The 13,813-nt window shown below is 58.3% G+C and carries 14 protein-coding genes and 5 pseudogenes; 9 read left to right on the forward strand and 10 right to left on the reverse strand.

The window, feature by feature from the left end:
• Positions 1-202: 202 nt before the first annotated feature.
• Positions 203-1,465, reverse strand: coding sequence for a lysine N(6)-hydroxylase/L-ornithine N(5)-oxygenase family protein (locus NKH02_RS26740; protein WP_352882699.1), 1,263 nt, complete (start codon positions 1,463-1,465; stop codon positions 203-205).
• A 1,307-nt stretch (positions 1,466-2,772) separates the two neighbouring features.
• Positions 2,773-3,024, reverse strand: a complete 252-nt coding sequence (locus tag NKH02_RS26745) for a hypothetical protein (protein WP_352882701.1) — start codon at positions 3,022-3,024, stop codon at positions 2,773-2,775.
• 49 nt (positions 3,025-3,073) lie between these two features.
• Between NKH02_RS26745 and NKH02_RS26750 the strand changes: the two genes are divergently transcribed.
• The gene (locus NKH02_RS26750) at positions 3,074-3,769 is read left to right on the forward strand and encodes an OmpW/AlkL family protein (RefSeq protein ID WP_502913864.1); all 696 of its coding nucleotides are present in this window, start codon (positions 3,074-3,076) and stop codon (positions 3,767-3,769) included.
• A 379-nt stretch (positions 3,770-4,148) separates the two neighbouring features.
• Here the strand turns inward: NKH02_RS26750 and NKH02_RS26755 are convergent.
• From NKH02_RS26755 to NKH02_RS26765, 3 genes and pseudogenes are all read right to left on the reverse strand, one after another.
• Positions 4,149-4,334: pseudogene (locus tag NKH02_RS26755) on the reverse strand (ArdC-like ssDNA-binding domain-containing protein); the annotation flags it as partial.
• Between the two features lie 445 nt (positions 4,335-4,779).
• Complete coding sequence (locus NKH02_RS26760; RefSeq protein ID WP_352882703.1) at positions 4,780-4,995, reverse strand: helix-turn-helix domain-containing protein; 216 nt, start codon at positions 4,993-4,995, stop codon at positions 4,780-4,782.
• A 176-nt stretch (positions 4,996-5,171) separates the two neighbouring features.
• The gene (locus tag NKH02_RS26765) at positions 5,172-5,369 is read right to left on the reverse strand and encodes a helix-turn-helix domain-containing protein (RefSeq protein WP_352882719.1); all 198 of its coding nucleotides are present in this window, start codon (positions 5,367-5,369) and stop codon (positions 5,172-5,174) included.
• Positions 5,370-5,533: 164 nt separating this feature from the next.
• Here NKH02_RS26765 and NKH02_RS26770 point away from each other — a divergent pair, with 164 nt between their 5' ends.
• Positions 5,534-5,809, forward strand: coding sequence for a DNA -binding domain-containing protein (locus NKH02_RS26770; protein WP_352882704.1), 276 nt, complete (start codon positions 5,534-5,536; stop codon positions 5,807-5,809).
• Between the two features lie 12 nt (positions 5,810-5,821).
• Here NKH02_RS26770 and NKH02_RS26775 read toward each other — a convergent pair whose 3' ends face one another.
• The 4 genes and pseudogenes from NKH02_RS26775 to NKH02_RS34595 form a co-directional block, all read right to left on the reverse strand.
• Positions 5,822-6,289 carry a DUF2285 domain-containing protein gene (locus tag NKH02_RS26775; RefSeq protein ID WP_352882706.1) on the reverse strand — a complete coding sequence of 156 codons (468 nt, stop codon included), beginning with the start codon at positions 6,287-6,289 and terminating at the stop codon, positions 5,822-5,824.
• An 85-nt stretch (positions 6,290-6,374) separates the two neighbouring features.
• Positions 6,375-6,632: a transcriptional regulator domain-containing protein gene (locus NKH02_RS26780; RefSeq protein ID WP_352882707.1), complete on the reverse strand. Its 258-nt coding sequence runs from the start codon at positions 6,630-6,632 to the stop codon at positions 6,375-6,377.
• 34 nt (positions 6,633-6,666) lie between these two features.
• Positions 6,667-7,293 carry an acyl-homoserine-lactone synthase gene (locus tag NKH02_RS26785; RefSeq protein ID WP_352882709.1) on the reverse strand — a complete coding sequence of 209 codons (627 nt, stop codon included), beginning with the start codon at positions 7,291-7,293 and terminating at the stop codon, positions 6,667-6,669.
• Positions 7,294-7,383: 90 nt separating this feature from the next.
• Positions 7,384-8,112, reverse strand: a pseudogene (locus NKH02_RS34595) (LuxR family transcriptional regulator).
• Positions 8,113-8,916: 804 nt separating this feature from the next.
• On the opposite strand from NKH02_RS34595, the pseudogene NKH02_RS26800 reads away from it, so the two are divergent.
• The 7 genes and pseudogenes from NKH02_RS26800 to NKH02_RS26830 form a co-directional block, all read left to right on the forward strand.
• Positions 8,917-9,045 (forward strand): annotated as a pseudogene (locus tag NKH02_RS26800) (hypothetical protein); the annotation flags it as partial.
• A gap of 339 nt (positions 9,046-9,384) precedes the next feature.
• A pseudogene (locus NKH02_RS26805) lies at positions 9,385-9,567 on the forward strand (peroxiredoxin); the annotation flags it as partial.
• A gap of 264 nt (positions 9,568-9,831) precedes the next feature.
• Positions 9,832-10,848 (forward strand): thiamine pyrophosphate-dependent dehydrogenase E1 component subunit alpha, encoded by a 1,017-nt coding sequence (locus NKH02_RS26810; RefSeq protein WP_352882712.1) that lies wholly within the window; start codon positions 9,832-9,834, stop codon positions 10,846-10,848.
• A gap of 5 nt (positions 10,849-10,853) precedes the next feature.
• Positions 10,854-11,855: an alpha-ketoacid dehydrogenase subunit beta gene (locus tag NKH02_RS26815; RefSeq protein ID WP_352882721.1), complete on the forward strand. Its 1,002-nt coding sequence runs from the start codon at positions 10,854-10,856 to the stop codon at positions 11,853-11,855.
• Between the two features lie 140 nt (positions 11,856-11,995).
• On the forward strand, positions 11,996-12,067 hold the full coding sequence (locus NKH02_RS26820; RefSeq protein WP_352882722.1) for a hypothetical protein: 72 nt from the start codon (positions 11,996-11,998) through the stop codon (positions 12,065-12,067).
• A pseudogene (locus tag NKH02_RS26825) lies at positions 12,058-12,460 on the forward strand (2-oxo acid dehydrogenase subunit E2). Before NKH02_RS26820 ends, NKH02_RS26825 begins: the two are co-directional and overlap by 10 nt.
• Positions 12,461-12,557: 97 nt before the next feature.
• A complete protein-coding gene (locus NKH02_RS26830; protein ID WP_352882713.1) occupies positions 12,558-13,391 on the forward strand; it encodes an aldo/keto reductase in 834 nt (277 codons plus the stop codon).
• A gap of 317 nt (positions 13,392-13,708) precedes the next feature.
• On the opposite strand, the gene NKH02_RS26835 is transcribed toward NKH02_RS26830, so the two are convergent.
• Positions 13,709-13,780: a hypothetical protein gene (locus NKH02_RS26835; protein ID WP_352882724.1), complete on the reverse strand. Its 72-nt coding sequence runs from the start codon at positions 13,778-13,780 to the stop codon at positions 13,709-13,711.
• Between the last annotated feature and the right edge of the window lie 33 nt (positions 13,781-13,813).

Genomic DNA, 13,813 nt, shown 5'->3' on the forward strand with positions numbered 1-13,813 from the left:
ACCACGGCGGTCTTTCGAGTGAGCGACTTGGTACGGCCTTGGCAACCGTAGGGGAAATGCACGCCTCCAGAGTGATGCGATGCGCCGCTTGGTCCAAGGGCTTGGTCGATCACGATGATATCGGAGAAGCCTCCGGGATTCACCGCAGCGCAGGCGGACATCATTCCTAGGATGCCACCGCCGATGATCAAAAGCATACGAGTCATATTCCACTGCCCATTTCTTCGGCTGCGTGGTCGGGCCAGCTCTCGATCGAGGTACGGGTGATGAAGCCAGGATGCTCGGGGTTCGCGCATGGCGCGCGCCCAAGTAGGCTATCGAGGATGCGGCGCGCGCGCCAGGCCAGCAAGCTTAGGTTCGGATCGGCCAGGCCGCGCTGCCCGAGGCTCGCATTTTGTACGAAGATGCGTCTGTCACGCGGTCCGTCCCAGCTCACCGAAAAATCCTCGCGAATAGCTAATTCATTGTCGATCTGCTCCAGCCGGTGTGCGATGGGTTCCAAGAAGTCTGGCACCGCGTTCTCGTAGCCGGTGGCCAGGATGACGATGTCAGCCGTGACTTCTTCGAATTCGTCCATGCCGTGCTGCAGGGTCAGCCTGTGACCCGCGCCGGCGTTGATGCAGTGCGAGACGGTGCAGCCCGGCCGCAGTGTGATGTCGCATCGGTTTAGCTCGAAAAATGCGTGGCGGTATAGCGCCTGATAGATCGCGCGCAACGTGCTTTCCGAAATGCCGTCCGAGGCAAGCACGAAACGCCGCAGGAGCAGCTTGCGCTGCGACTCGCTCATCGCCGCGAAACGATCCGAAAAGCAGGGCATGAACAACTCGTTTGTGAACGGGCTGTTGTCCAGAGGCAGATAGTTTTCGCGCTGCGAGACCCAAGTGATCGAGGCAGGCCGCCGTTCTTTCGGCAGGCCGACAAGGTGCAACATCACCTCGGCTCCCGACTGGCCTCCGCCAACCACGCAGACATGCTTTCTCCGCACCTCGGGATGGATGTGCAGTAAAACAGATGAGTGGAACAGGTTGCGTCCAGTCCAGCCCTGAAACTGAGGCGGGATTTGCGCCTGCTTGCCAATGCCAACCACGACGTTTCTGGCGCCGAGAACCGCGTTATCGGTCCGCACCCGAAAAGCGCCGTCAAAGCGGATTTCGTGCACGGTCTCGCCGCCATGGACAAGTGGGTTCCTGTGGAAGGCCCAGTTCAGGTACTGCTCAAACTCAGCTCTGAACACAGCCTCGAACTGTGCGTTCAGGAAGTGGTACAAACGCCCGTTCTCGTGCAGGAAGTTTACGAAAGTGTAGGCTGATCGCGGATTCACCAGTGTGACCAGATCCTTGAAGTGGCTGACCTGGAGCTCCGAGGAATCGAATGCGATGCCTGGATGCCAGCGGAAGTCGACCTGCCGATCCAGGAACAGTGCCCCTTGCCCAACTTGCTCGTGTATCTGACACGCAAGGCTCAAATTAGACGGCCCAGCACCTACCCCAACGCAAGATAACTCCACTGCTTCCTCCTATAGAGTCTTCCCGCTAGGCGGCTTGTTCGCGGCGAATATCGGCCATAGCCATTGGGCCCCCTCGCGGACTTTTCGAGCCCCGGTCCCGACCGGGTTTGCGAGAATTTGTCCAGCGCGTTCGGTTCGTCGAATGTAGACCCGGGCATTCCAGCGCGGTGACAATCGACGGGTCATGCCGGCGACGTGGGGCAACGACGTATGTCCTTTCTGCCCGTCTGGATGCCCGCGTCGCCGTCACGCGAGGAGCTTTCCAGGCCCATTAAGGTGTTTGAAGCCGGCGCAATCGCCCGCCTCGACCATGACGCGCCGGTCGGCTTGATGGCAGGCGAGAGCGCGGTTTCACTGCGGCGACGGCATTTTCGGTGCGCATGATCATGGACGACGTCTCGCTGATGCGTTCGCAGAGTCCCATGCATGGGCCGTGCCAGAGAAGGAAAAACTTATTAAACAATGGCTTGGCGGATTTGCGATCCTGTCGGAAATCCGACATTGAGGGACGCCTCACGGCGGCGCTCGATTTGCACGTCGATGTCGCCTTTTTCCGAATAGCTAATCGGGCACTTTCTGCACCAGAATACTTCTCCTATGGAGACCAGCACGACGTCTTCATGAACGGACAGTGCAGAACCTTCTGTCTCTGCCGAACAGATCGCGATGTGCCTCTCCCATCGAGGTCGGCAGTTGCAAGAGCTGCCAGATTCTTCGCCCTATCGTGCCGTTGCACTGGCTCGATCCCGACATCCTCGGAGGCCGAGATAATGAGGAGTGACGCAATCTCGTGTCCGCCGCGAGCCCTCTCTCAGAGGGAAGCAATTCTCTATGTTGGTGTCGGATCGACTCTTGTGAGATGGTTGCGGATGGACGCATGCCCAGACCTAAGCGCATCGATGCTTTGCGCGATATGGGACCTTCACCAGCTGGATTGTCTAATCTCTGTAAAGATAGCCGGAAGACAATTGCGTTATGGCCACTCTGCCGGTTCCAAAAGCACGTGCACCATTCGGTCCCTGTGACTCAATCCAGGCGGAGGGATGAGGCCGCAAAGCACCCTTCTGCGCGCCCACCGGTGGGCCAAGATGGAGCCATCGTAAACGCAGCTATTCGATGATCGCCGCCGCGGAGTCTCCAGGCTGTGCCGCGCCCGGCACCAGCGACGTAGTGCCGTCGCCGATGTCGATCCGAAGCTCGGGCATTTTCGCGGTGAGCTTCACTACTTATTCCGCAGTGCCCACCGAGTGGCACAGGAGGTTCTATCAGGCGGTCACGGCTGCGTTCGTTGTCGGATCTTCGACGATGTCGGACATGAGACACAGCGCCATCAGGGTGATCGGATTGTTATGAAACGATTTTTTCATTTGGCACGACACCTGCAGCGCAGTCCGCAAAACGCGCTGCGGCACGGAAACAGGAGAAATCATCCCATGATCATGCGCGCCGAACATGCGGTCGCAGCCGTGAAGCAAACTGGGCACGAGCGCTCCGCCAATATCAAGCAATTCGAGCAAGATTTTTCGTAATTCAGTCCACATTTCTGAACAGCAAGGAGAGAATATCATGGCCAGAAACCAAATGCGCGCGGCGCGGGGAGTAACAGCGGCCGTTGCCCTCATTGTGATGGGAGAGCAGGCCGTCGCGGCGGACCTTGCGCAAGCGGCGAACGCCCCGCAGGCAGGAGCCTCGGTCACGAAAGCGCCAAGCCCTTGGCAGATCCGCCTGCGTGCGTTGGGGGTCGTCACTGAGGATTCGGGCTACGTCAATGCAGTGCCCGGCTCCGATCTTTCGTATTCGAACACCGTGACGCCGGAACTCGATGTCTCCTATTTCTTCACGGACAACATCGCCGCCGAACTCATACTCGGCACCACCTATGCAAACATCGGGGGCCAAGGTACGATCGGCGGGCTGGGCAATATCGGCAAGGTTTGGCTGCTGCCGCCTACGCTCACATTGCAGTATCATTTTACCGATTTCGGCGTGTTCAAGCCATATGTCGGAGCCGGCGTGAACTACACGATCTTCCATAACCAGGGTGCCGACAGTGCCGATGCTCTCAAGGTTAAGAATACGTTCGGCACCGCGCTGCAGGTCGGATTCGACTACATGGTGGATCAGCACTGGGGCGTCAACTTCGACGTGAAGAAGCTTTTCCTCAAGCCAGACTTCGACGTCACGGTCGACGGCGCGAAGCTGACGGGAAAGGCGGAGCTCGATCCCTGGTTGATAGGCGCAGGTGTCACCTACCGCTTCTAACAACGAAAGGTGAAGGCGGCTGCTGATAGCCGATCGGAAATGAAGGGCGCCTCGTGCGCCCTTTTTTACGGTCGTCCCTGCACGGGCGACACTTAAGCAGCCGTTGTCTACGGGCGGCCGCCCTCCTCCAGCGGACCAAGAAGGTACCCTTGGTCAATGCGGCCTCGACTAACGCCTGAAATGGACGTGCTTAGATGCGGTTCGGATCAGGATGGCTGTTGGGTATTGTTGATGGAAGGCATCAGTCTCCCGGACGTCATGTCAGAGCATGCGCCTGCGTAAGGCGAGTACGGAGCTCCTCGACGCCGACAAGATGCCTTGTTCAGCCATGCTGCGACAGCTGCTGTTCTTTTGCTGCAGGAGCGGTGGCTGGCGCCCCGGAAGCATTCCTCGGCAGGCCAAGGCCTGCCTTTGCCCTGCCCCATGGCTTGACCCATGGCACGGTGCCGCGCTCCAGTTCGGCAATGATGCGGTCGGTGATCTCCTGATAAAGGCTGGCGCCGGGGCGCCCGCCCTTGCCTGCGCCAGCCTCTGTGCTGGCACAACGCTTGCTGTTTGCACGCATGTCTTATCCTCCGCTCACCAATCGCCGCGCCTTTCCCCGGAGCGGGGTGGGCGGCGAGTCGCGACCGGAAAGGCCCGCCGTGGTGGGCGGACCGCATCCGAAGGACCGGAACGAAGAGGAGGACCCTGAGCGGCACGCGAAGGGTTGCGGGCTGCCGCGGCGGGCCTAGAAGGGAGTGCCGCCCACCCCGCGCCACCGGGAAAGGCCAACAGACACACCGCGCCGCCCGCAAGGGCGGCGGCTGTCACAGCCCGAAGGGTTGCCCACGCCAAGGGGCGAAGCCGAATGGCCCAGACCGCCTGAGCTTGCCGAAGAAAAGCGAGCTCGGTTCACGAGCACCCGGTGCGCGCTGTAAGGCGCGCGGGCGCTCCTGGCAGCAGCATGAAATGCCTGAAAACCTTCTGGTCGAGTCTCATCAACCGCGGTTTCGTCCGTGCTTCCAGGTCTATTCAGAATGAGGGTTGAGTAAATCGGCCGGCTCGATTCCGAGCACTCTGGCGAGTTTTGCCACCGTATCAATGCTGGCGGCATAGACCGAGCGCTCAAGTGCGCTGACATATGTTCGGTCGACACCGGCCTCATGCGCCAGCGCTTCCTGCGACAATTTCTTTTTTTGGCGATGCCTACGCAGATTGCGGGCAAAGACCTCTCGGATTTCCATGCACGAGAAGCCACCCTCTTGTCGAGGATTTCACCACGGAGTATTCTCTACAAAGATCAAGACAACAATGGGGAGCGGCTGCACGGCATCGCTTTAGCGTGAGCAAATCCTCCTGATCCGTGAACTCAAGGACACCAAATCGTGAAGTTTGACACCCAAACAAAGTGCTACGTCACCTATAGGTCACGAGAGCGACGCATTTGTGCCAGAAGCTCGCAAGGATCGATCTTGAGAGCCTCGGTTACGTCGAGAAACTCAATTACGTCCAGCCGACGTTCACCACCCTCATACTTGGCGACGAACGACTGCGGGCGGCTTAGTATTTCAGCAATCTGGCTCTGGGTGAATCCGTTATTTTTGCGCGCCGCAATCAACCTTTTCAGCAGCCAGCGCTGGCGAGGTGATCGAAGGGATTTCGGCAACAGACGAACCGGCCAGGAACAACTGGCTCACCGACTAATCCCAGTTTCGGATTATCCTATCTTAGGATATTGTCCAGTCGAAGGCGGACGCGGGATAATTCATAGCGAGATATGAAATGGAAGACAGATTGCTCCAACCTGCTGTTCCCGACGAGGTCCCCTGGGCGGAGAGCCTGACCGCTTATGACAATGAGCACTTCAGGATCTATCTGAGACTCATAGACGCATGCGCCGGGAATGCCAGCGAAGAAGAGATGGCGCAGGCGATATTGGGCATCGATCCAGTGCAAGAGCCGGCTCGCGCCCAAAAGGCGGTTCGCAGCCATCTCGCGCGCGCCCACTGGCTGGTGATCGCGGGGTACAAAGAGCTGTTCTCTGGCCAAGAGGCCTGATGGTGACGATCGCTATAGAAGAAACCGCTTATACCCACCGTTCATAAGCGAGCGCCCGCGTCTGACTGCACGGCGGACGCTGTCGCGAAGATGGTCACCGGGGTCGGCCCAGTCCTGCTCGATGCGGGCTCTGCCGAAGAGGGCAAGGCCGATTTCGCGGTGTGGTGCGCCAGCGATGGAGCCGTCGAGCGCACGCAACACTCGGCCCAACCGCGAGCAACGGGGCTCGGTCGGAAAGAATCCTGGTTGCAGCCTGCCGGTCGAACGGAGGTTGTTCAGACATTCCAGCGCGTTCAGGCGTTGCTTCAGTTCCTCTGGCGACCAGAGGGCGGAGGATGTCAAATGCACAGGTTCGAGGATGCTGACGCCTGAAGCAGCCAACTGGAAGCTCCTGCCATTGTCCTCGACAAGGAGGTGCTGATGCCCATCCCGCATGACGAGTATGGAGATGCGGCAGGAGAGCGCGGCGAGATCGAGCACGTCGACCCCGCGCGGCCGCGCCGCCATTTCGGCAGCAACCGGCAAAACATGCGGACATTGTCAGGGGCACCAAAAGACGCTCGCATCAGTTCCTTTCGAGCTTGCAAAACAGAAGGCCCCACCGCGAGAAATCAACAGGGGTCGACGGCAGGCTGATAATATCCACGGACCGGGCGTTCTTGCGTTCGGCACCGCGCAGCGCGTTCGCCAGATCCTTCTGCAAGTCCGGATTGCGCCTGAGGAATTCCCAGGCCCAGCCTCGGCTGGTCAGCCGCTCGACATAGCCATAGTCACCATAATCTTGCCTGTCCGGCCAGGCAGGGCCAGGTATTATTTCGTCCATTGCATCGTTTCCAGGAACGGGTTGGATTCCAGGCTCAGGCGATCTTCATGACCGGTGTCCACAGTACCGGGCCCTTGAGTGCGCCATTGCGATGGAGGGCTTGCAAGCTCTCTGTTGAGACGTCGAGATATCCGGCAACGGCGCGCGTGTTGCCTATTGTTTGCGGATCGGACAGCCGTTCGAGTGGCCAGCCGGCGCGACGCAAGATCCGCTCTATGCGCAGATCCGTTACGGTAACGATGCTGCGCAGACCGCGTGACAAACCAAACTCTACCATTCCGGCAAACAGCTCGTAGGTGGCAATGGCGACGCCCGCCTGTTTGGGCGCGGAAGGCGGCAGATCAAGCGCAAAACGGCTGCTTTCCCAAACCCGCGGATCTTCCGGCGCCGAACGGTCTGAAAGGAGAGCGCAGAAGCTGTCGCGCAACATCGTCGGTCCGGTGGTCGGCAACAGGCGCACGCAACCGTCGATGCGCCCGGTGGGCGCACGCAGCAACAGGTAGTGGGGACGAAGCGCGTCGAACGGATCGACCTCATAGCCGCCGCTGAACGAAACGTCCCAATCAAGTCGATCTCTGAAGACGCGATACCGCAAGCGGTGCATCTGCTCGAGCTCGTCGCTGAACTCAGCGTAGCAATCCGGCGTGATCAACTGCATCATGATGGCCTTCTCCCTCGCATGGATAACACCTACGATTGAAGGCAAAGGCCGGAGTTGATACAACCTGTGTATGTGCCCAGGTTTCGGAGATCAGGTGAAGAAAGATGGCCGGGATAGTGCAAGCCGAACAGCTGCCTGAATAGCCGTCTTCACGCCAAGCTTCTTCCTGGCGTTATCCCGATGATAGGCTGCGGTGTGCCTACTGATTCCCAAGATGCGGCCGATCTCCCACGCCGTCTTTCCGCGAGCCGCCCACTTCAGACACTCGATTTCCCTTCGAGATAGGGTAACGCCATCCACGATCCTGCCGTCGGCCAGCTTGCGACAGGCATGAAGATGGAAGAAGATCGCGATGAGCTCGAGCGCGCGGTCATATCGGTCAATCAAGCGGAAGAACACTGGTCGCCTTTCATCCGAGGCGAAGGTCAAGTGCTGCAAATGTACCGGTGCTGTCGTGGATCGAGATCGTGAAGCCGCAGTGAATGCCAAATTGCGTCGCCTCATCCATCAACTGTCGCTGCTGCGTCGACAGTTCGAGATCAGCGCCGTGCGCATCCCAGTTGAATGGTTCCTGACCACCACGCGCCTGATGGATAACCGGGTCAATCTTTTCATACCGACTGTGAAGGTAGTGAGATGTCCAAGATTGAGGGTAGGTGGAAATCAGGCGCACCTTGCGGCCCTTGCTAGGCGAAGGGAAAAGATAGGCAAAAGACGGCAAATCGAACGAAGAGGCAATCTCCCCCAAAGCGTTGCGCAGGTCCGTGCGTCAGCGCTGTCTGCGATTTGCTCTACAAATCTATGAAAAACGTCTTGCATAGCTAAACTGCGGTGAGTTCGCCCACGGCTTCTGGCCCGACATGTCGGAGCCCAGACGGGTCGACCAAAGCGCAGCCATTCTGGGAAGAAAGCCCGGCCGGAGACTGAGCTCCGTGCCGGGCCGGTGCGCCTTGGGAGGGCGATAGTGCTTTCGGCGATGCTCTTGCCGACACCGAAATTCTTATCCAGCGTCAGCTTCCAGTAGCAGGTGACAGTTGTCCCCTTGGTTTACGTTCACTACGGTCGGGGTGCCCGTTTGCAGTTGTTGAGACTGTTTCCATCGAGGAGTTCAGCCTCACGAAACATTGCACATCAGCGGCGATCTGTGCCCGCTCCGCTGCATCCCAATACGCCTCATCTAAGCAATCTCGCAAAATTGCACAACATGTCCTAAGAGCAGACCTACCTCAAAGCGAGGACAAGCGCGCCGCTTCTCCGTAGCGCCGGCCCGGCCCCCATACATTTGTTTGGGTTCCGACATTCCTGTCCAGCTTCGGACAAAAGAAGCTTGCGGATTTCTTGGGGCGACGCGTCGTGGCTGCAGAAGTAATGAGATTGCCCAGCCCCCAGTCAAATGGTACGGCGCTTGCTTCCGACTTTCTAGGCCCAGAGAAAGCACGTAGAAGATTCGGAACAAAGCCATTGCTGACACGAAGCTCCATACAAGCGCCTGAGGAGACCGCGTGCATTCCCGCTGAACATCGGGACATCGTCCACTCCAGAGGTCCGTGCTCGGTAGCTGGGTTGCGCATAGCTGGTCGGAGGAGGCCTACGCGCCAACGCGTGGCGCTCGCAGAATTGCTGATGACCGGCGGCCATCCGCGTGTGAGTGCGAAAGGATGCCATCATAGGGCTAGCCAAGCCAAGCTCGGCCTCTCATTCGCAACCCTTTACAAAGCGCTGAACCAGCCTCGCGAGCCGGGGCTTTTGCGCATTATCACAGCTGATCCATCCCACGCCTATTTCGGCACGGACACTTCCGATCACCATCACCCTTTGCCTCGAGGACGAGACGCGGATCATCAACGTCCGTTCCGGCGCCATCAGCCTGGAAGGCCTGCTCGATCCACCCGAAGGCACCCTGATCACCCATACCGACGTGGTCGTTCGGGCGGCCGAAGGCGAGGGGCCAAGATCTCCTTTACAACCGGATGCCAAAGAGGTGGGAGCCGCAAAGACTCATCTTATGCCTTGGGATGCCGATCGAGTTCGGCTTGCGTCAGTCCCAACCGAGAAGCAATGCGTCAGTTTTCTTTCAAAGGAGCAATAGCGGTGACCGTGAAAAAGAACGTTCCCTTCGTCACCTTTCGCACGCGTGTGCGCGATGAATCGATCGAGGGGCCAAACCCTTACCGCTGGGAGAACAAGACATCCCACGGTCATTTCAGCGGCAAGCGAGTCATTCTGTTCTCGCCGCCCAACGCCTTCACCCCGACCTGCACGACCTACCAGGTTTCTTCGACAATTGCGATACCGACCCCTATGGCACTCGTCGCGAAGGCCGTTAAAGCTGAGGCCGCATGACTTCAGAGCAGGCAATTTTTTCAATTACATCACTACGGCCAAGTGCGCGGCCTGATAGTTTATTGGCACGCTCTTCGTTCCGGATTTTGAGAGAACCAGGAAAGTGGATGAATTATACGCGATGAATTTACAGGACCTGCGCTCTGCCATCCCCGGCGGCATCTTTTACTTGGATATTGGAGCAACGTTTGGATCATGCAGTTGAAGGTTGATGAGAGACTAGAGGCTTATCGGCGTATGCTCCGCATTCGCCGATTCGAAGAAGAGGGTATGCGCCAGACGAAAGCTGGCAAAATCCCTGGTTGGTTCCACGCGAGCGTGGGTCAGGAAGCGGCTGTTGTAGGGGCATGTCTCGCCCTGCGGGGCGATGACGCCATGACCGGAACGCATCGTTCGCATGGCCATCCAATCGGCAAGGGTGCGCATCTGGACTCGCTCATGGCCGAGCTGATGGGAAAGGAGGGCGGCATTTGCAAGGGGCGTGGGGGCTCGATGCACTTTGCAGACAAGTCGGTCGGTATTATCAGCGAATCGGGTATCGTCGGAGGGGGCATTCCCCTTGCCACGGGGTGCGCGTTCAGCGCCATGGTGCGGGGTGTGGATCAGGTTACGTTATGCTTCTTCGGTGATGGAGCGGTGAACCAGGGTACGTTCCATGAGAGCCTCAATATGGCGTCGCTGTGGAAGCTTCCCGTCGTCTATCTTTGCGAGAACAACGGCTATGCAATCTCCACCTCGGTGGCACAAAGCCACGGGCAGCCGGACATCGCGTTGCGGGCGGCGGGCTACGGCATGCCAGGGATAAGGGTTGACGGGCAGGACGTCAGGGCCGTCTATGAAGCTGCGGCGCAGGCTGTCGTGCGAGCGCGCGCGGGCGAAGGGCCTACTCTTATAGTAGCTAACACCTACCGGTTCGATGAGCACAATTTCGGCTTGGTGATTCCGAGGCAGCCTTATCGGCCGATTGAGGAAGTCGAGGCTCACAAACGCGACCGCGATCCGATTTTGCTCTATCGCGCTGTGCTCCTCGAAGAAGGCGTAAACGAAAAGACTCTAGGAGTGATCGAGCACGAAGTCGCTGAAGCCGTCAAGCAGGCTGTAGAATTTGCTTTGGCCAGCCCCATGCCTCGGCTCGAAACTTTGCCGGACTACATGTTCAACTCGCCCCTTGCGAACAGTCACAGCTTCGTGGATGGGCTGGAGAGGAATTGATCGACATGCAAACTCATGCCCAGAAACTAGCCGCAGCGCCCGGCACCCATGTTCGGATGACCTATCTTGAGGCCATCATGGAGGCGCAGATAGAGGAAATGAATCGTGATGAACGCGTCATCCTGATGGGAGAGGACATCGCGGTCTTCGGCGGAGACAGACTTATTCAGCGGTTCGGCAAGAACCGAATTTGGAACATGCCGATTTCAGAAAACAGTTTTACCGGCCTAGCAATCGGGGCTGCCATCAACGGATTGCGACCGGTTGTTGACCTCTCAACTGCCAGCTTCGTCTATCTGGCCTCCGATCAGATCATTAACCAGGCGTCGAAATTGCGTTATATGACTGGAGGTCAGATCAACATTCCGATCGTGGTTAGTTGCTATATGTACTCAGTGGGGTCCATAGCGGCGCAGCATGCCGACCGGCCTTATCCGGTTTTCATGAATGTGCCGGGCCTCAAGATCATTTGCCCGACCAGCGCCGCCGACATGAAGGGGCTTATGAAATCGGCCATTCGCGACGGTGATCCCGTCCTCGTCTTCCAAGACACCCGCCTTTGGCCGCTCAAAGGCGATGTGTCCACAGATCCGGAGCAGGTAATCCCGATTGGCAAAGCGGACGTAAAGCGCGAAGGAAAAGACGTAACGCTCGTCGCTATTGCCGGTGCAATTCGGCCGACGATGGAAGCTGTAGACGCACTCGCCGAAGAAGGCATTTCGGTCGAGGTGATTGACCCCCGTACGTTGAAACCGCTCGATCACGAGGCGTTCAAAACATCGGTCGCGAAGACCGGAAGGCTAGTAATTGTTGAGAACGCGCACCCCGTCTGTAACGTCGGAAGTGAAATTGCAGCGGTGATGGCGGAAGAAGCTTTCGATCTGTTGAAGCGACCGATCCTGCGCCTGAGCGCTCCGGACATTCACGTGCCCTTCAGTCCGGCCCTCGAGAAGAACTTCTACCCCACGAAGGAGCACATTATGGCTGCCATACGGCGGCTGCTCTAAAATGCATAACGTTACGATAGAAGGCTGAGCAAAAATGACAACCGACATTGTTCTACCGTCGAGTGGAATGGGTATCGAGGAAACGATAGTTCGCTGGCTAAAAGGCATTCATTGGAGACAAGGTCATTGAGGGCGAAATAATTGTCGAAGTCGAGACAGCCAAGGCAACTGTGGAAATCGAAGAGCCGGCGAAAGCGCAGACATTTCCGTAGTAATAGCTGTTGAAGGTGGCCTCGCAACTCCAGTAGTACGCGGAACCGAGGCCAAGTCAGTGATAGAAATATCAGCGGAAGTAAAGGATTTCGCCAAGCGAGCAGGTTGCAACGCGCTCAGGTTTAGTGAGATATCCGGGCTCGTTCAGCATATCTAATCTTGACGGCTATGGGATTGAACAGTTCGATGCCATCATAACCCACCGCAGGTGCCATCCTGACGGTTGGGAGCGCGACCCGCGAGTGGTTTCAGACCGTCTCGGCAGAACGAGGGTCGCAACAATGTTGACCTGCAGGCTCTCAGTTGACCATCGCGCGATCAATGGAGCCGAAGCGAGCAAATTCCTGCAGAGCTTACGGCACGTCATTTCAGATCCAGGCGGATTGGGGTGAGTTTGAGCCGCTCCAATTCCATTCAGCCGCGCTGGGGCTGGTTTTTGCTTTGGAGAAGAGCGCGCCAAGCTCCGGCGGGGGAAGGAAGTGAGTTCTTATGCATAACGTCATGGTGAACGGCGCGGCAATCCCGGTAATCGGGCTGGGGACCTGGATGCTCAAGGGCGAAATGTGCTCGGAGTTGGTTGCGCACGCACTGTCGCTTGGCTACCGCCATCTCGATACCGGATCGACCTACGACAACGAGAGCGACGTGGGCGAGGGACTGCGATTTTCCGGCGTGCCGCGCGACGACGTCTTCGTCACAACCAAAGTTTGGTTGACCGATATCGCTCCGGGAGACCTGGAGCGATCGGCCGAGGAGAGCCTGAAGCGCCTTGAGCTCGACACCCTCGACCTGCTGCTAATCCACTGGCCGAACCCGGAAATCCCGCTGGCGGGATCCATCAAGGCGCTGAACGCGGTTCGCGATTCCGGCATGGCGCGGCATATTGGTGTGTCGAACTTCCCAAGCGTGATGCTTGCGGAGGCGGTGCACCTGTCGGATGCGCCGCTTGTGGCCAACCAGGTCGAGTATCATCCTTTTCTTGACCAGACCAAGGTCTATGCCGCTTGCCGCGCGGCCAACATGGCGATGGTTGCGTATGCTCCGCTCGGTCGCGGTGAGGCGTTGTTCAAGCAACCAGCGATCGGGGACGCCGCCAGACGGCACGGTAAAAGTTCGGCGCAGATCGTGCTTCGGTGGCACGTCCAGCAGAAAGGTGGGGTCGCCATTCCGCGCAGCGAGCGCAAGGAGAGGCTGGCGGAAAATATCGACGTCTTCGATTTCGAGCTTTCCGGTGGGGAGATGATAGCGATCTCGCGGCTCCGGTCGCGCAACCTGCGCATCTACGATCGCGATTACTCGCCGCAATGGGATGAGCCTGCTTAGTGGCCCGCGTCAAAGCTCCGGAGCGGGACCAAACCAGCGAGGCAGGTCTCTGGCCTCGGGGAAGATCGGAACAGCTGCAATTCCCCCGCTTTCGTGCGAGTCTGTTTGCAAGCGTGCCAGCATCATTGGTGCGCTACGTGCTGGGCCCGTTTGGACGTTCCTCTCATGGGTGAGTAGGCCGGAGGGATTTCACCTGCCTGCCTCTCGCAGAACGGTGCGTGAACCTCTCGATTCACACCGCTCCCATCAGGCAAACGTGTTCGTTCCGAACGCCTTCCAGTGCACAAACAGTCCTGGATTTTCCCGCGCCAGCTTTCTCACGAAGAGGCTGGCACGCAATCAGCCAGAGTCGACAGGGCCGAACGGCTGTAGCGGCCATAATAGGCTATCCATCCGCGAAGGAGTGGATTGAGCTGTTGGAC

It is taken from the genome of Mesorhizobium sp. M1396, assembly GCF_040317725.1.
Classification (GTDB): domain Bacteria; phylum Pseudomonadota; class Alphaproteobacteria; order Rhizobiales; family Rhizobiaceae; genus Mesorhizobium.